At 31.5% G+C, this 16,558-nt stretch carries 21 protein-coding genes; all 21 read left to right on the top strand.

The genetic code is table 11. The features are described 5' to 3' along the window. The first annotated feature begins 7 nt into the window (after window positions 1-7). Window positions 8-241 carry an AraC family transcriptional regulator gene (locus tag Q0Q96_RS11885; RefSeq protein WP_366069205.1) on the top strand — a complete coding sequence of 78 codons (234 nt, stop codon included), beginning with the start codon at window positions 8-10 and terminating at the stop codon, window positions 239-241. Window positions 242-326: 85 nt separating this feature from the next. Continuing rightward, window positions 327-893 carry an AraC family transcriptional regulator gene (locus Q0Q96_RS11880; protein ID WP_293875688.1) on the top strand — a complete coding sequence of 189 codons (567 nt, stop codon included), beginning with the start codon at window positions 327-329 and terminating at the stop codon, window positions 891-893. Between the two features lie 16 nt (window positions 894-909). Then, on the top strand, window positions 910-3,885 hold the full coding sequence (locus Q0Q96_RS11875; protein ID WP_293875686.1) for an ATP-binding protein: 2,976 nt from the start codon (window positions 910-912) through the stop codon (window positions 3,883-3,885). A 2-nt stretch (window positions 3,886-3,887) separates the two neighbouring features. Then, on the top strand, window positions 3,888-4,322 hold the full coding sequence (locus tag Q0Q96_RS11870) for a response regulator (protein ID WP_293875684.1): 435 nt from the start codon (window positions 3,888-3,890) through the stop codon (window positions 4,320-4,322). A gap of 130 nt (window positions 4,323-4,452) precedes the next feature. Next, window positions 4,453-4,836 carry a hypothetical protein gene (locus Q0Q96_RS11865; protein WP_293875682.1) on the top strand — a complete coding sequence of 128 codons (384 nt, stop codon included), beginning with the start codon at window positions 4,453-4,455 and terminating at the stop codon, window positions 4,834-4,836. 16 nt (window positions 4,837-4,852) lie between these two features. Continuing rightward, window positions 4,853-5,158, top strand: coding sequence for a hypothetical protein (locus tag Q0Q96_RS11860; RefSeq protein WP_293875680.1), 306 nt, complete (start codon window positions 4,853-4,855; stop codon window positions 5,156-5,158). Between the two features lie 183 nt (window positions 5,159-5,341). Beyond that, window positions 5,342-6,796 carry an OmpA family protein gene (locus tag Q0Q96_RS11855; protein WP_293875678.1) on the top strand — a complete coding sequence of 485 codons (1,455 nt, stop codon included), beginning with the start codon at window positions 5,342-5,344 and terminating at the stop codon, window positions 6,794-6,796. 230 nt (window positions 6,797-7,026) lie between these two features. Beyond that, a complete protein-coding gene (locus tag Q0Q96_RS11850) occupies window positions 7,027-7,344 on the top strand; it encodes a hypothetical protein (protein WP_293875676.1) in 318 nt (105 codons plus the stop codon). Between the two features lie 17 nt (window positions 7,345-7,361). Then, complete coding sequence (locus Q0Q96_RS11845) at window positions 7,362-8,408, top strand: pesticidal protein Cry7Aa (RefSeq protein WP_293875674.1); 1,047 nt, start codon at window positions 7,362-7,364, stop codon at window positions 8,406-8,408. Beyond that, entirely contained in the window at window positions 8,398-10,722 is a 2,325-nt protein-coding gene (locus Q0Q96_RS11840) for a glycosyltransferase (RefSeq protein ID WP_293875672.1), read from the top strand. Before Q0Q96_RS11845 ends, Q0Q96_RS11840 begins: the two co-directional genes overlap by 11 nt. A gap of 184 nt (window positions 10,723-10,906) precedes the next feature. Next, window positions 10,907-11,386, top strand: a complete 480-nt coding sequence (locus Q0Q96_RS11835) for a DNA starvation/stationary phase protection protein (RefSeq protein ID WP_293875670.1) — start codon at window positions 10,907-10,909, stop codon at window positions 11,384-11,386. Window positions 11,387-11,399: 13 nt separating this feature from the next. Beyond that, entirely contained in the window at window positions 11,400-12,158 is a 759-nt protein-coding gene (locus tag Q0Q96_RS11830) for an ABC transporter permease (RefSeq protein ID WP_293875668.1), read from the top strand. After that, window positions 12,158-12,895: an ATP-binding cassette domain-containing protein gene (locus tag Q0Q96_RS11825; RefSeq protein ID WP_293875666.1), complete on the top strand. Its 738-nt coding sequence runs from the start codon at window positions 12,158-12,160 to the stop codon at window positions 12,893-12,895. The genes Q0Q96_RS11830 and Q0Q96_RS11825 overlap by 1 nt, the downstream gene beginning before the upstream one ends. A 16-nt stretch (window positions 12,896-12,911) precedes the next feature. After that, entirely contained in the window at window positions 12,912-13,637 is a 726-nt protein-coding gene (locus Q0Q96_RS11820) for an MlaD family protein (protein WP_293875664.1), read from the top strand. Between the two features lie 427 nt (window positions 13,638-14,064). Beyond that, window positions 14,065-14,277, top strand: a complete 213-nt coding sequence (locus Q0Q96_RS11815) for a hypothetical protein (protein ID WP_293875662.1) — start codon at window positions 14,065-14,067, stop codon at window positions 14,275-14,277. A gap of 30 nt (window positions 14,278-14,307) precedes the next feature. Next, window positions 14,308-14,748 carry a low affinity iron permease family protein gene (locus Q0Q96_RS11810; RefSeq protein ID WP_293875660.1) on the top strand — a complete coding sequence of 147 codons (441 nt, stop codon included), beginning with the start codon at window positions 14,308-14,310 and terminating at the stop codon, window positions 14,746-14,748. 95 nt (window positions 14,749-14,843) lie between these two features. Continuing rightward, a complete protein-coding gene (locus tag Q0Q96_RS11805) occupies window positions 14,844-14,996 on the top strand; it encodes a lmo0937 family membrane protein (protein WP_293875658.1) in 153 nt (50 codons plus the stop codon). A gap of 19 nt (window positions 14,997-15,015) precedes the next feature. Continuing rightward, complete coding sequence (locus Q0Q96_RS11800) at window positions 15,016-15,261, top strand: YtxH domain-containing protein (protein ID WP_293875656.1); 246 nt, start codon at window positions 15,016-15,018, stop codon at window positions 15,259-15,261. Window positions 15,262-15,278: 17 nt separating this feature from the next. After that, a complete protein-coding gene (locus tag Q0Q96_RS11795; RefSeq protein ID WP_293875654.1) occupies window positions 15,279-15,632 on the top strand; it encodes a hypothetical protein in 354 nt (117 codons plus the stop codon). Beyond that, a complete protein-coding gene (locus tag Q0Q96_RS11790) occupies window positions 15,629-15,961 on the top strand; it encodes a hypothetical protein (RefSeq protein ID WP_293875652.1) in 333 nt (110 codons plus the stop codon). Before Q0Q96_RS11795 ends, Q0Q96_RS11790 begins: the two co-directional genes overlap by 4 nt. 358 nt (window positions 15,962-16,319) lie before the next feature. Beyond that, window positions 16,320-16,558: DUF4382 domain-containing protein (locus tag Q0Q96_RS11785; RefSeq protein WP_366069204.1), on the top strand; the 239-nt coding region annotated here is incomplete at its 3' end.

The raw sequence follows: 16,558 nt of genomic DNA, 5'->3' as shown, positions 1-16,558 counted from the left end.
TGCCAATATATTTTCGGAAATTAAAGGAATTACTATTGAACATTATATTATTGCCCACAAAATTGAAAAGGTAAAAAAATTATTACTCTATGATGAACTTAACCTTACAGAAATATCATATAAAATGAACTATAGAAGCGTTTCGCATTTATCGACTCAATTTAAAAAAGTAACTGGTTTAACAACTACTTTATTTAAAAATCTTAAAGCTAAGAAAAGAAACACGCTTGATGAAGTTTGACTTAAAACAGTAAATTTTAAAATTTTAATAGAATTATCTTAATTAAAAACAAAACCATTAATAAAATCTTTTTAAACAAACTATCTTGAAACTTTATATAAAATACATGGTCAGCAATCGTTGCAAAATAATAGTTAAAGAAGAACTCAAGAAATTAGGCTTGCATTTTATCATTGTTGATTTGGGTGTAGTTGACATTATGGAAAACATTTCTGATGAAAAAAGAGCTTTACTCAAAGCAGGTTTATTAGAAACAGGTTTGGAACTTATGGATGATAAAAGAGCCATAATGATTGAAAAAATAAAAAATGTAATCATAGAAATGGTTCATCATTTAGACGAGCCTATTAAAGTGACTTTTTCAGAATATTTAAGTGAAAAATTGAATCAAAATTATACGTACCTCGCCAACTTATTTTCGGAAGTACAAGGCACCACTATTGAACAATTTTTGATTTTGCATAAAATAGAACGCATTAAAGAACTCATCATTTATGACGAGTTGAATATTACAGAAATAGCTTGGAAAATGAATTACAGCAGTGTGGCGCATTTGTCCACCCAATTTAAAAAAGTAACCGGTTTAACGCCATCACATTTTAAATTACTAAAAGATAAAAAAAGAAGCCCAATAGAGGAACTAGGCAATTAATCTTAATTCAAAAAAAATGATTTTACCTAATATATCAGAAAAACATAAGAACATATTTAGCAATCTATTCTTTGATATTTTTGAAAATAGCACCATTGGAATGGCTTTTACTGATGTAAAAAGTTCAAAATTTCAATACGCAAATAAGTCATTTTTACAATTTTTTGGCTATACCAGAGAAGAAATCATAGGAAAAACATCTATAGAATTAGGGATTATAACACCCCAAATTAGAAACCAAATCCTTTTGAAATTAAAAAAACAAGAAGGATTGAACAATTTCGAAATAGAACTTAAAAATAAAAAAGGAGATTCTATTTGGTTTCTTGTATCCATTCAAGTCATTAATTCCGAAGGTAATGAATACAATCACAGTTCATATATAGATATTACAAATCAAAAGAAATCTACTGCAGAGTTGGTATTGGCAAACAAAGCCTTGGCTTTTCAAAATGAAGAAAAAGAAAAACGCGCCGCCGAACTCGTTATTGCCTATAAGGAACTTGCCTATCAAAACGATGAAAAAGAAAAACGTTCAGACGAATTAAATATCGTCAATATAGAACTAGAACATCTAAACACCGAAAAAGGAAAGCGTGCTGAAGAATTACAGGTAGCCAATAAAGAATTAGAATACCAATACAAAGTAAAAGAAAAACGTGCTGCCGAGTTAATCATCGCCAATAAAGAATTGGCTTTTCAAAACAAAGAAAAAGAGAAACGAGCCGTTGAATTAATTATTGCTAACAAAGAATTATTATTTCAAACTGGTGAAAAACAAAATCGTGCCGACGAATTGCTGATTGCCAACATTGAACTTAAATTTCAAACCCTCGAAAAACAAAAAAGAGCTGATGAATTAATCATTGCCAATAAAGAATTGGTATTTCAAAAAGATGAAAAACAAAATCGAGCCAACGAACTAGTTATTGCAGACAAAGAACTTAATTTTCAAAATGAAGAAAAAGAAAAAAGAGTATTTGAAAACAAAGAGTTGGAAGCCTATAATTACTCACTAAAATTAGCGTCACAATATTCTTTAAGTCTTATCGAAGCTAGTCGAGACCCTTTGTTTACCATCAGTCCACAAGGCAAAATCACCGATACCAATCAAGCCTCTGTGAGAGTAACAGAGGTTTCAAAAGAGAATTTGTTGAACACTGATTTTACCAACTATTTTACCGAGCCCGAAAAAGCTAAAAAAGGATATGAAGAAGTTTTCTCCAAAGGTTTTGTGGTGGATTATCCATTGGTTTTAAAAGACGGAAAACTAACAGATGTATTGTTTAACGGCGCAGTTTACAAAGATGAAAAAGGTAATATTATTGGTGCCGTTGTAGTAGCCAGAGATATAACCGAACAAAAAAAATCTGAAAAAGAATTAATTGAATCCAAGACTTTCGCAGAACTCGCATCATCACTTGCCGATGAAGCAAAAATTATTGCAGAAGCTGCAACGACTAAAGCTAATGAAGCCGTAAAATCAAAACAACAATTTTTATCTAATATGAGTCACGAAATTCGGACACCAATGAATGCCATTATAGGGTTCACCAAAGTGGTACTCAAAACCGAATTAACTGCCAAACAAAAAGAATATTTAACAGCCATCAAAATGAGTGGTGATGCCTTAATTGTACTTATAAATGACATACTTGATTTAGCAAAAGTAGATGCCGGAAAGATGACTTTTGAAAAAACACCCTTCAAACTAAAAATGTCGATCAAAGCAATGTTACATCTTTTTGAAACTAAAATTCAGGAGAAAAATTTAAAATTAGTGACTCATTATGATACTGCTATTCCTGACGTTTTGGTGGGCGATCCAGTGCGTTTGCATCAAATAATTCTAAATTTGGTAAGCAATGCTGTCAAGTTTACAAACGCAGGAAAAATTACTGTAAGTGTACAATTAATTTCTGAAACCGATGAGAATGTGGCAATAAAATTCTCTGTGACCGACACAGGCATTGGCGTAACCGATGATAAAATCGAAAAAATATTTGAAAACTTTCAACAAGCTACTAGTGGCACTTCTCGAATATTTGGTGGAACGGGTTTGGGATTAGCAATCGTTAAACAATTGGTTGAAGCACAAAATGGCACTATTGAAGTAGAAAGCACCATTGGTAAAGGCTCTATTTTTAGCTTTGTTATTTATTTTGATAAAACACAAGTTGAGGAAGTTTTAGAACCCGAAATTTTGGAAATTGATACCGAAATTAAAAATACCAAAATATTAGTTGTTGAAGACATGGAACTCAACCAACTGTTAATGAAAACATTGTTGGATGACTTTGGTTTCGAATGCGAAATTGCAGCCAACGGTAAAATTGCAATAGAAAAATTAGTAAAAAATTCCTATGATATAATCTTAATGGACTTACAGATGCCTGAAATGAATGGGTTTGAAGCAACGGAATACATCAGACAAAAGATGAAGTTAACCCTGCCAATTTTAGCCCTTACAGCCGATGTAACCACAGTTGATGTAGCCAAATGTAAATCCGTCGGGATGAATGATTACATCTCTAAACCTGTTGACGAACGATTGCTTTACAGCAAATTATTGAGCTTCATTAAAAAACCAAACTCAATCACCGATAATCAAATAAACGAAAACAAAGAAATACCAACTGTAAAGTATGTCGACTTGAGCTATTTGTCTCAACTTACCAAAGCCAATGCCAAATTAATGACAGAAATGATAGAGGTGTATTTAAAACAAACACCGCCATTACTAACCTCAATGAAACAAAGTTTTAAAGATAAAGACTGGAAATTATTAAAAGCAACCGCTCATAAAATTATCCCTTCTTTTGCCATCATGGGCATCAATCCTCAATATGAAGAACTTGCAAAAAAAATTCAAGAATATGCTGAAAAACTAGACCTAGCTGTAGAATTAAATGATATGGTGACAGAATTAGAAGAAGTATGTCTACAATCGTTTATAGAATTAAAAAATGAATTAATAAATTTAAAAAAATAAGCATGAAAACTGATACTAAAATTAAACTCTTCCTTGTAGATGATGATGCAGTTTTCTTGAAAGCAATGGAAATACAATTTATGGAACATGCAGACTTTGAGATAGAAACCTTTCCTACTGGAGAACTTTGCATTAAAAATTTGACAAAAAAACCTGATATTATTATTTTAGATTATCATCTTGACGGTATTGTTAAAAATGCTATCAACGGTATGCAAACGTTAGATAAAATAAAAGAATTTAATGCCGGTATACCTGTAATAATGCTTTCCAGCCAAGATAAAATTGAAGTTGCAGTGAGTTGTATACACCACAAAGCTTTTGATTATGTGGTAAAAAGTGAAACCTCTTTTGTAAGGTTACAAAAAGTAATTTCCACTTTTTTTAAATATCAAAAAATGGAAAATGAACTCAATTGGTACATGGAAAGAATGTAATTATTTAGAATATAACATAATTGATAACGTGTGAATTATAGAAACTAACACGCTAATCATATAACAGATTTATTCGTATTTCCTGCCACCTTTGTAATAATAAATCAATATTCATTAATACAAACCAAAAATGGCAACTACAGGAAATAAAATCGGGATTTGGATGAATCATTCCATAGCACATTTAATGGAACACGCTAATAATTCTTTTGAAATTAAAACCATCGAATCCAAGTTTACTCATCAAGAAAAAGTAAACAGCCTCCTAATAGGCGAACTTCAAATGCACAAAAAAGAACAAGAAGAACAAACCAAGTATTATAAGAAACTTACGAATATTGTCAAAAAATATAAAGAAGTTATTCTTTTTGGACCAACAAATGCTAAACAAGAACTTTTTAATGTTATTGCTTCCGATAATCGCTTTGAACACATCAAAATTGAAGTAAAACAAACCGATAAAATGTCTCCAAATCAGCAACATGCTTTTGTAAAAGAGTTTTTCCAAAAATAATTAAATTCTGCTAACGATGAAAACAGTACTGAACATTTATCCGAATAAAATTTTAAACAATCACATTATTAGAAAAATGGATAAAAACAAACATGTTTCAAACGAAGTTTTGCGTAAAGAAGCTATTAACGAATTAAAAAGAATTTACTGGTATGAGAAAGAACTTTTAATCGTAATTCCAATGCTTTTAAAAAGTGCTACAACATTTGAGTTGGTTGATTCGCTTACTTTACTACACCAATATACAAGAGAACATATAAAAGTATTAGAGAAAAAATTTCCCAAGATTAGTAAAACTGAATTAGAAAACAAACTGATATAAAACTTTTTGGTTAGTTGATAACAAATGTTAATTCGTTTGTTATGAGTCCTGTCTATAGGTTACGGCAGGACTTTTTTTTCGGAAAATATTTATGTGTGAATAACGCAACTAAAAATTATAGTTATATAACATACCAGTGATCAATCCTACCAACCTTTGTACAAATAATATAACAAAAAAAACATGAAAAAATTACTACTATTATGTATTTGCCTAGCGGCAACATTTACCACAAAAGCTCAAACCGAGGACATGAAATGGAACGTCGGACTTCATGGCGGAATCATTCAGTATCATGGCGATTTGGGCAGGGACTGGTACAAAACTGATAAAACTATGTATGGTTTTGCTGGTATTAGTGTTTCTAGATATTTATGGAAATACATCGATTTGAACGGAGTTTATACCAGAGGAACCTTGGGATATAATAGCGGTGTTACTGGATATAAGAGTGATTTTAGCGCGGCAACAATCAATTTAAGATGGAACTTTGTAACGTCAGATTACGTGATTAGACCTTATGTATTTGGGGGAGTTGGTTTAATACTATTTGACAGACAACTTAATTTTCATAAAGAAAAAATCGATTCTGCATTGCCAACAGCCGGTGGAGGTATAAACATCAGGTTAAGCCCAGTGATGTCTTTAAATCTTCAGGAAACATTCATGTTTACTAATAATGACAGCAGAGATGGCATTATTGCTGGTAAAAATGATGATTATTTGATGCACATGGTCGGATTGACTTTCAATTTTGGAAGCAAAAAAGATGCCGATAATGATGGTATTAGTGATAGTAGAGATAAATGCCCAGACACTCCAGCTGGTGTTGCAGTTGACAAAAATGGATGTCCGCTTGATAGAGATAATGATGGCGTTGCCGATTATTTAGACAAATGTCCAGATGTGGCAGGAAATGCATTAATGAACGGTTGCCCGGATAAAGATAATGATGGTGTGATGGATTCAGAAGATCGATGCCCAGATACTAAAGGAACAATTGCTTTAAAAGGTTGTCCCGATAGTGATGGTGATGGAGTTGCCGATTTAGATGACAAATGTCCAAACACAAAACCAGGCACCAAAGTAGATGAAACTGGTTGTCCGTTAGACAATGACAAAGATGGTGTATTGAACGATGATGACCGTTGCCCAGATACCTTTGGTATTGCTAGTTTAAAAGGTTGTCCAGATTCTGATGGAGATGGTGTAGCTGATATAGACGACCGTTGTCCAAATGCAAAAGGAACAATAGAAAATAAAGGTTGTCCAGAAATAGCCAAGCAAGATATTGTGAGAATAACTTATTTAGGAAGTAAACTTTTCTTTGAAAATAATAGTGATAAATTAAGAGTAGCTTCGTTGACATCATTAGATGAACTTACAAAAATTCTTAACAAATATGAAGGTGCTAATCTATTCATAGATGGTCATACAGACAGCAATGGTTCTGATGCTTCAAACTTGACGCTTTCGCAAAAACGTACTGAATCTGTAAAAGCTTATTTGGTAACAAAAGGTATTGCTGCTTCTCGTTTAAGTGCGACAGGTTTCGGAGAAAGCAAACCAATTGCTGATAACAAAACCTCATTAGGTCGTGCCAAAAACAGACGAGTAGAATTAAGAACGGCTTACTAGATAATACAACTGTTTGCTCTAATTTCTCTAAAAAGGTTGCCTCAAAACGAGGCAACCTTTTTACATATACTACTGTTCAACAATAGATAAAGTGTGAATAATATAATTTATTGACAGATTTGTATAACAGCATTAAAGAGAATTAAAACGAATTTTATAATTATAAACAATCCACTTTGCTTACCAAAATAAACGAAGGGAAATTTAATTAATCTTATAAAAATAATCCAATGAAAACATTTTCAAAAGTAAATTTAGTTATGGTTCTACTAGTATTTACATCCTTCATATTCGCAAATACTGTTACGCCTGTAATTACAAATTCAACAATTAATGCACCATCAGAAGCGGCAAAAACCGAAGTATTACTCAATCGGCTCAATGACATAAAAAACATGGATAAAACCAACTTATCCCGAGCAGATAAAAAAGACTTAAGAAAAGAAGTAAAAGTCATAAAAGGTGAAATGAAGAGAAGCAGTAACGGAATTTATCTATCCATCGGCGCAATTATAATCATAGTTCTGGTATTGATTTTAATTTTATAAAATTAATCACTATTACCATGATAAATATCATAAAAGAAGGCATATTACTGCAAAAAACGGAACTCGATTTTGAAAATCAAGGCGTCTTAAATCCAGCTGTCATAAGAGATGGCGAGTTTGTGCACCTTCTTTACAGAGCGGTTCGTAAAGGAAATTATTCAAGCGTTGGTTACTGTAAACTTAAAGGTCCTTTATTTATTGAAAAAAGAGATGTTAAACCGTTGCTATCTCCCGAATTTGATTATGAATGTCATGGAATTGAAGATCCAAGAATTGTAAAAATTGAAGATATATATTATTTGACTTTTACAGCTTACGATGGTGTAAATGCCTTGGGTTGTTTGGCCACTTCAAAAGATTTAATTCATTTTCAAAAAAAAGGTATAATTGTTCCGCAAATAACTTACCAGGATTTCAATGCATTAATTGGCGCAAAAGGAATTAGCAACGAAAAATATTACCGTTACAACCAACACGATCATATTATTGAAAAAGAAGGAACTCCAATGCTGATTTGGGATAAAAATGTTATCTTTTTTCCACGAAAAATTGGAGGTAAACTATGTTTTCTTCATCGAATTCGTCCTGAAATCCAGATTGTAACTTCGTTCGACACAGTTGAAGAATTAACCCCAGAATTTTGGAAAAATTACTTTACACATTTTAACGATTATGTCGTTTTAAAACCCAAATACGCGCATGAAGTGAGTTATATTGGCGGTGGTTGTCCTCCTATAGAAACAGAATATGGCTGGTTACTAATTTATCATGGTGTTCACGATTCGTTAAAAGGCTATGTTTATTCTGCTTGCGCTGCATTGTTAGATATAAATAATCCACAAAAAGAAATAGCCAGACTACCCTATCCGCTATTTGTGCCCGAGTTTCATTGGGAAGTAAAAGGTGAAGTAAACAACGTTTGTTTCCCTACTGGAGCGGTTGTTTTTGATGAAACCTTATACATTTATTATGGCGCTGCCGATGAAAGAATTGCTTGTGCATCTATGAATTTATCCGAATTGTTACAAGAAATAATGCTTAATACTATTTCCAATGAAAAATAAAAACCTTCACACTGCTTCTACTGAAAATATGCCAGAACTAGTATTTGTTACCTCCTATCCATCACGTGAATGCGGTATTGCTAATTATTCTCAAGATTTAATTGGAGCTTTAAAAAATAAATTTGAAAAATCTTTTAAAATTAATATTTGTGCTTTAGAACAACAGAATTACAAACATTTATACCCAAAAGAAGTCAAATATATTTTAGAAACAGATAATAAGAAATCATATAAAAATACTGCTGCAAGTATCAATGAAAACATAGCCATTCAACTAATACTCATTGAGCACGAATTTGGCTTATTCAAAAACAATGAAGACGATTTTATTAGTTTTTTACAAGAGCTTAAGAAACCTATTATAATTGCTTTTCATACTGTTTTACCACAGCCTAAAGTGTTATTGAAAAAGTTAATCAAAAATATCGATTCTTTGGTTCAAAGTATTATTGTAATGACTAATTCGTCTGCTAAAATACTGACAAACGATTATGGCATCAATTCAGCAAAAATTACTATTATTCCACACGGAACGCATTTAGTAGAGCATTTGGACAAAGCAATTTTAAAGGAAACGTATAATTTATCAGGACGAATAGTATTAGCAACTTTTGGCTTATTAAGTTCAGGAAAAGGTATCGAAACTACGATTAATGCGTTGCGAATTATTGTCAAAAGACATCCAAACGTACTTTTTTTAGTTATAGGAAAAACACATCCTACTGTCGTAAAAGAAGAAGGTGAAAGGTATCGTGATACACTTGAAGCAACAATAAAAAAAATGAACCTGCAAAACAATGTCAAATTCATAAATCAATATGTTCCATTGGCAGATTTACTTAAATATTTACAACTTACAGACATTTATTTATTTACTTCCAAAGACCGAAATCAGGCCGTAAGCGGAACCTTTTCGTATGCTTTAAGTTGTGGTTGCCCTATAATCTCTACGCCTATTCCTCATGCTGTTGAAGTGTTGCAAAACGAAACCGGTATTATTGTCGATTTTGAAAACCCAAAACAACTCGCCCGAAAAGTCATTGAATTAATAGAAGACGAAGCATTCTGTTCATTAATTTCTGCAAATGGAATACACAAATTAGCACCTACGGCTTGGGAAAACTCGGCGATTGCGCACTCTTTACTTTTTGATAGTATTTCTAAAACATCTTTGGCATTACAGTACAAAATACCTAAAATCAATCTGAATCATATCAGAAACCTGACTACTGATTTTGGAATGATTCAGTTTTCTATAATAAATCAACCCAATCTCGAATCTGGGTACACTTTAGATGATAACGCGAGAGCTTTGGTGGCACTGTGTCAACATTATGAAATATTAAAAAATAAATCAGATTTGATTCTGATACAACTTTATTACAACTTTATTAAACACTGTTTGCATGAGGATGGATATTTTTTGAATTATGTAGATAAAAACAAGAAATTTACCAAACAAAACAACGAAACAAATCTTTCTGATTCAAACGGCAGAGCGATATGGGCGTTAGGTTATTTAATTTCTATCGGTCATCTGTTACCAAAAGATTTGATTGATGATGCAAAAATAACTATGAAACTATCGTTGTCAAATGTTTTGAAAATTCATTCCCCAAGAGCAATGGCTTTCATCATTAAAGGCATTTATTATAGTAATAAAAAAAACGCATCAAATGACAATTTACTTATCATGAAACATTTGACTGATAAATTAGTCCAAATGTACAAACATGAAGCTAATCAAAACTGGCAATGGTTTGAAAGTTACTTAACATACGGTAATAGCATTTTATCTGAAGCAATGTTATGTGCATATATTACATTAGATATACCTATTTATAAAGAAATCGCAATACTCTCTTTTGATTTTTTAGTTTCTAAAATTTTTAAAGAAGATAGCATCAAAGTAATTTCAAATAAAGGATGGCTGCACTATGGAGAGGAAAATTATGAACCAAAAATTGGTGGTGAGCAACCAATTGATGTAGCCTATACAATCATGGCGTTGAGTAAGTTTTATGATGCTTTTGGTGATGAAGATTATTTGCAAAAAATGAAAATCGCATTTAATTGGTTTTTAGGAAAGAATCATTTGAATCAAATTATATATAATCCTTGCACAGGCGGCTGTTACGATGGTTTAGAAGAAGATTATATCAATCTCAACCAAGGTGCCGAATCAACTGTTAGCTATCTAATGGCTAGATTAACCATGGATAAGTATCAGGAAAAAGACACTTCAAAATTTCCAAAACTGGCTTTACAAAGGGTTCCGAAAACACATAAAAATTTACATTATGTTCCACTTTAAAACTTAAAATTATGCCTTTACAAAAAAAACAAAAAGTGACATCTAAAAAACAGGAGATGTTAAAAAATTCTACTATCGCAAATACTAGTAATAAATCGCCTTATTCTAAACAAAATATCAAAAAGAAAATAAATGAATTCGGTGATAGCGATTCCTTTTAACAAAATTTATAAAATTTAATATTATGATTGCTATGCCAAAAATAGGGATAACAGAAATCAACTTAAAGAAAAGCGCCTCACTTTTGTCAATTATATTGTCTGATGAGATGACATTGTATGTAAAAACCAGAAAATTTCACTGGAATATAACGGGCAACAGTTTCATGGAATTACACAAATTGTTTGAAATGCAATACAAACAATATGAAGAAATAATTGATGAAGTTGCAGAAAGGATTAACACTTTAGGAAGCAAAACTATTGGAACTATGATAGAATTCGCTAACTTGTCACGATTAGAAGAAAACGAAAACAAATATCCCATTCAAAAGGAGATGATTTCAGAGCTTTTAAACGATAATGAAACGCTGATTACCGAAATTAGAAAAGATATTGATGTATGTTCCAATGAAAATCATGATGCTGGAACAGCCGATTTATTAACAAAAGTATTACAGCAACACGAAACAATAGCTTGGATTTTAAGACGCTATTTGAATTAGACTAAAAATATATATGATTCCAGGATTAAAAAACATATTTATAGATACGGGTTCGATTTCTTTATTTACCGCAAGGTTTTTCAAAGAATTATTTAAACCGCCATTTCAAATAAATGAATTCTTTAGGCAGAGTTATGCTGTAGGTTATAAATCATTACCCCTTGTAACCATTACAGGTTTTATTATGGGTTTAGTACTTACTATTCAATCACGTCCTACATTGGCAAAGTTTGGTGCCGAATCTTGGTTGCCTGGCATGGTTTCGCTTTCACTAATACGTGAAATTGCTCCTGTTATTACAGCGCTAATTTGTGCAGGAAAAATTGCTTCCGGAATAGGTGCCGAATTAGGTTCGATGAAAGTAACCGAACAAATTGATGCCATGGAAGTTTCGGCAATCAATCCTTATAAATATCTTGTGGTAACTCGCATTTTAGCTACTACATTAATGATTCCAATTTTGGTGATTTATGCCGATTTAGTTGGGATTTTTGGCGGATATGTTGGCTATAATGTTCATGGCAGCATGAGTTTCTATCGCTACTTTGGTGGTGTTTTTGAGCATCTTGAATTCCTAGATGTTATACCTGCAACGATTAAAACTTTATTCTTTGGTTTTTTTATTGGGCTAATTGGTTGTTATAAAGGATTCAATGCTTCAAACGGAACAGCAAGTGTTGGTATCGCTGCCAATTCGGCTGTAGTGACAGCATCACTTTCTATATTCATCATAGACATGCTTGCGGTTCAAATAACTGATTTATTTTTCTAATGGAAAAAAATTTACCTGTAATAGAAATTTCCAATTTACATAAAACCTTTGGTGAGAACGAAGTTCTTAATGGCGTGAATATCATAGTAAACAAAGGCGAAGATGTGGTAATACTTGGTCGTTCAGGTTCTGGAAAATCAGTAACTATAAAATGCTTGGTTGGACTGGAAAAGGCTGATCAAGGCATCATAAAAGTTTTTGGAACCGACATCACCAAACTTAGTAACAATGAACTCAATACTATTAGAACACGTATGGGATTTATGTTTCAAAATGGAGCTTTATACGATTCGATGTCAATAAGACAAAACCTTACTTTTACCCTAAAACATCACGATAAAAACAGCTCCAAACAAACCATAGAAACCGAAATAACAGAAGCTCTTGATAACGTAGGTTTGTTGGATGCAATTGACAAAATGCCATCGGAACTTTCGGGCGGAATGCGAAAACGAATTGGGATGGCACGAACATTAATCATCAAACCTGAAATTATCTTGTATGACGAACCTACATCGGGTTTAGACACCATAACAGCAAGAGAAATAAGTGAATTGATGGTTTCTATTCAAAAAAAATACAAAACCACATCGCTCATTATCACACACGATATGGCTTGCGCCAAATTAACGGGCAAAAGAATTATGATTTTAAAAGATGGCATTATCAATGCCGAAGGCACCTATACTCAATTGGAAAAAAGTGAAGATCCTTGGGTAAAATCCTTTTTTATATAATTTAAAAATAACAGCTATGATAAAAAAATCAGCGTATATCTGGAAGCTAGGAATGTTTGTCATCATTGGCATGATACTTTTTATGATTTCTATTTATTTAATTGGTAGTAACAAAAATTTATTTGGTGAAACATTTATGTTAAACACCAGATTTAAAAATGTTAGTGGACTGAAAGTAGGCAACAACGTTCGCTTTTCTGGAATCAATGTGGGCTCTGTACAAGCAATTGAATTTATCTCGGATACATCCGTGGTTGTGCTTGCAGTTATTAAAGAAGAAGTACATAAATACATCAAAACAGATGCTATGGCTAGCATAGGTTCTGACGGATTGATGGGCGACAAAGTATTAACTATTTCGCCCGGAACTGCGTCAAAAGTTATTGTGAAAAATAATGCTTTTATTGCATCAACAAAAGCTGTAGAAATGGAAGATATTATGAAAAGTGTCAAAGTTATTGTCGACAATGCGCAATACATAACTGCTGATTTAGCGGAATTCACCTCCAAAATGAATAATAAAAATAGTATGCTTTCTAAACTAGTCAATGATGACAAAATGGGAAAATCGCTTGATGCTACACTTAAAAATATTAAAAATGCTTCTAATGGTTTAAACGAAAATATGGAAGCTGCTAAACATAACTTTTTATTACGCGGCTATTTCAAAAAGAAAGAAAAAGAAGCCGAGAAAAAGAAACAAGAATTGATTGATAAGAAGAGTTCGGAAAAGAAGAAATAAAATGAGAATAATGCAATTTAATATCAAGATTGTATAACCTGCAAAGTGGTGTTTTTTTTTGACCTTTATAGTGTTGCTAAAATTCATTTACAGCTTAAAGAAAAAATAATTATTTCAGACGTAGTAAAAACAAAAAAAAAAAAATCCCGCAACTAAAGCTCAAAAAGTAGTTGACAATCACAAGAAAGCTGCAACTCATCACGAAACCGCTGCATTAAATCACAACGAAGCGGCTAAACATTTTGAGAACGGAAACAAAGATTTGGCGAAGGTTTCCAACATAAAAGCCAAAAGTCAAACGAAAATGGTCAAAAAACATCAAAAGAAAAACTCGAAGAAATACGATTCAATTCAAAAATAATCAATCGCTCAATAGCTATTAATTAAAGCACCCCAATAAGGTGCTTTTTTTAAAATTATAAAAATTATGCTTTTAGAACAAACATTAAACGAGAAAATCTTAAAAATTACTACCAAAATTAGCAATGATAATCCTGAATTGCTAAAGTATTTGAATGAAATGACAGTTACCATTCCAGATGTTAACAATCCAGAAATAAACATTAAAGTTTTGCAAGATTATTACAACTCACTGGAAGAAATGCTCAAAAAATATATTACAAATCATCAAATAATATGATAATTTTGTCCCCAACAATTTATTTAAATTATGAAAAAAACCTATATCGTTATTGAACGTACTTTCGAAAAACTCACGTTAGCAGCAACCAAAATTTTGGGCAATTCTCTAACTTTTATTTTGGCATTTTGTATAGTGATTTTTTGGTGGACCAAAGGTTTATTTATATCTAATAATTTACACCAGAATATTGGTGATTTTATCTTTGGAACCACTTTTTTAAGTTTGTTTATTATCCAAAAATCATTTAACCGTTATTCTGCTTTGGTTCATTTAAAAATGAATGAATTAATATCATCGCATGAAACAGCTAATAATGCTGTGATGGATACTAACGAAAAAACAGAACATGAAATAAGAGAACTGGCAAGAGAGTATATCGAAATGCAAGAGGAAATTCTCATTGAAGAAGAATCGGAAATACTTCTATCTGAAGACGATAGTGATACTCAAAACAAATCTGCTACTTAAGTGTGAATCATATAATTATTTTGCCAAATTGTATAAACACATTTACCAGCCAAAATAATACTTTTGTAATATCATATCAACTTAAAAAAAAAAAAATGAACAATTTACTCTACACCATAGCCGTTGTGCTACTTATTTTATGGGCTATTGGCTACTTTGCTTACAGTGCAGGTGCCATTATACACGTTTTACTTCTTATTGCAGTTATAGCGATAATTTTGAGACTTATACAAGGAAGAAATATTTAATAATTAAATAATTAAAATTATGAATGCAAGTAAAGTAGTATTAGGAGTTTTAGGCGGCATAGCAGTGGGTGCTATTGCAGGAGTTCTTTTTGCCCCAGACAAGGGTACAGAAACAAGAAAAAGAATTATGAAAAAAGGAAGTGATTATTCCAACGATCTTAAAAATAAATTTGAAGATCTATATGGAAATATTACTAACAAATATGAGAATGTGATGGATGATGCTAAAGAATTTGTATCTGATCATCAAGAGAAATTAAGATAATTATATTCTCATACTACATGGAAAATAGCGCCTCAACAATTAAAAATTTAGTCGAAAGAATTGAGCAGTATAGTAAAACCTCTATCGATTTATACAAGTACACTGCCATTTATAAAACTGCAGCGCTATTTTCCTTTTTAGCCGTAAAATTTATATTTACCTTAATAATATTCGCAGTTTCATTGCTGTTTACAATAGCATTGTCGCTGTTGATAGGCGATGAATTAGGAAAAACAGCTTACGGCTTTTTAGTTATGGGATTGTTTTATTCCTTATTGGGAATTATTATTTTTATTTTTAGAAAACCTTGGATTCAAGTAAAAATGAGTAATTCAATTATTGAAAGTTTTGAAACAAATGAAAAACCATGAAAACTATAAATAAAATGGATTTGTTGGTGCAGCGCATCATTGCATTAGAAAATAAACAAGCCTTAGAGTTGCATTTGATTAAAAGAGAATTTCACGATACCGTTGAACATTTAAATCCGTTAAATTTTTTAAAAAACACTTTCAAAGGATTTATAACTTCACCTGATACAAAATCGCATTTACTTCATAATACCATAGATTTAGCTACACATTTTATAGCCAAAAATAGAGTCTTATCTTTTTTTGAAAAACCTATCAAAAACATTCTTGGGAATACGTTAATGTTCATTTTGAATAAAATTAGTCCCAAAAAAAGTTTACGTTCCTGATACTGAAATCAAGTTCAAAGTACAGTGATTTCTAGTAAATTTTTATAAAATCAATTTAACATATTTTATTTTCTGCATTTTCTAATAATGTTTGGCTTACATTAATCTAGTTGATATATATATATTGGTAATCGGAATATTGCACTCTAATAAACTTAATCAAAACTAAATTGTAACCTAAACTTCTCTTTAATGAGGAGTTTTTTTTTGTGATTACAACTAGTGATGAAAGTATATCTAGCAATCCACAAGATAAGAATTATAGAAGTTTTATTTATTATTACACAACATCATCAAAAAACTATAACAGCATCTTTGTACAGTTGAGAAAATTAATTCGCAACCTAAAAATTATAATATGAAAAAGTTCATTTTAATTGTATCGTCTGTTGTTTTAGTACTTTCATTAAATTCTTGTAGTAAAGATTCCAGTAGTTCAGCCACGTATGCCTATAAAGTACGAATGACAGATGCTCCAGGTCCTTATGAAAAAGTAAACATTGATTTACAAGCTGTTGAAGTAATTGGAAGTAACGGACAAACCATTACACTAAATACAACCGCTGGCATCTATAATTTGCTTGATTTATCCAATGG

The organism is Flavobacterium sp., from assembly GCF_025352015.1.
In the GTDB taxonomy this organism is placed as follows: Bacteria; Bacteroidota; Bacteroidia; order Flavobacteriales; family Flavobacteriaceae; genus Flavobacterium.
The sequence above is the reverse complement of the archived record's forward strand: the minus strand, read 5'-3'. Positions and strand labels throughout refer to the sequence as shown.

Coding starts and splice junctions, on each gene's coding strand:
- Q0Q96_RS11835 (WP_293875670.1), top strand. CDS start 10,907: ATGATTGCTATGCCAAAAATAGGGATAACAGAAATCAACTTAAAGAAA.
- Q0Q96_RS11875 (WP_293875686.1), top strand. CDS start 910: ATGATTTTACCTAATATATCAGAAAAACATAAGAACATATTTAGCAAT.
- Q0Q96_RS11845 (WP_293875674.1), top strand. CDS start 7,362: ATGATAAATATCATAAAAGAAGGCATATTACTGCAAAAAACGGAACTC.
- Q0Q96_RS11805 (WP_293875658.1), top strand. CDS start 14,844: ATGAACAATTTACTCTACACCATAGCCGTTGTGCTACTTATTTTATGG.
- Q0Q96_RS11870 (WP_293875684.1), top strand. CDS start 3,888: ATGAAAACTGATACTAAAATTAAACTCTTCCTTGTAGATGATGATGCA.
- Q0Q96_RS11795 (WP_293875654.1), top strand. CDS start 15,279: ATGGAAAATAGCGCCTCAACAATTAAAAATTTAGTCGAAAGAATTGAG.
- Q0Q96_RS11840 (WP_293875672.1), top strand. CDS start 8,398: ATGAAAAATAAAAACCTTCACACTGCTTCTACTGAAAATATGCCAGAA.
- Q0Q96_RS11865 (WP_293875682.1), top strand. CDS start 4,453: ATGGCAACTACAGGAAATAAAATCGGGATTTGGATGAATCATTCCATA.
- Q0Q96_RS11825 (WP_293875666.1), top strand. CDS start 12,158: ATGGAAAAAAATTTACCTGTAATAGAAATTTCCAATTTACATAAAACC.
- Q0Q96_RS11790 (WP_293875652.1), top strand. CDS start 15,629: ATGAAAACTATAAATAAAATGGATTTGTTGGTGCAGCGCATCATTGCA.
- Q0Q96_RS11860 (WP_293875680.1), top strand. CDS start 4,853: ATGAAAACAGTACTGAACATTTATCCGAATAAAATTTTAAACAATCAC.
- Q0Q96_RS11810 (WP_293875660.1), top strand. CDS start 14,308: ATGAAAAAAACCTATATCGTTATTGAACGTACTTTCGAAAAACTCACG.
- Q0Q96_RS11830 (WP_293875668.1), top strand. CDS start 11,400: ATGATTCCAGGATTAAAAAACATATTTATAGATACGGGTTCGATTTCT.
- Q0Q96_RS11815 (WP_293875662.1), top strand. CDS start 14,065: ATGCTTTTAGAACAAACATTAAACGAGAAAATCTTAAAAATTACTACC.
- Q0Q96_RS11820 (WP_293875664.1), top strand. CDS start 12,912: ATGATAAAAAAATCAGCGTATATCTGGAAGCTAGGAATGTTTGTCATC.
- Q0Q96_RS11855 (WP_293875678.1), top strand. CDS start 5,342: ATGAAAAAATTACTACTATTATGTATTTGCCTAGCGGCAACATTTACC.
- Q0Q96_RS11850 (WP_293875676.1), top strand. CDS start 7,027: ATGAAAACATTTTCAAAAGTAAATTTAGTTATGGTTCTACTAGTATTT.
- Q0Q96_RS11800 (WP_293875656.1), top strand. CDS start 15,016: ATGAATGCAAGTAAAGTAGTATTAGGAGTTTTAGGCGGCATAGCAGTG.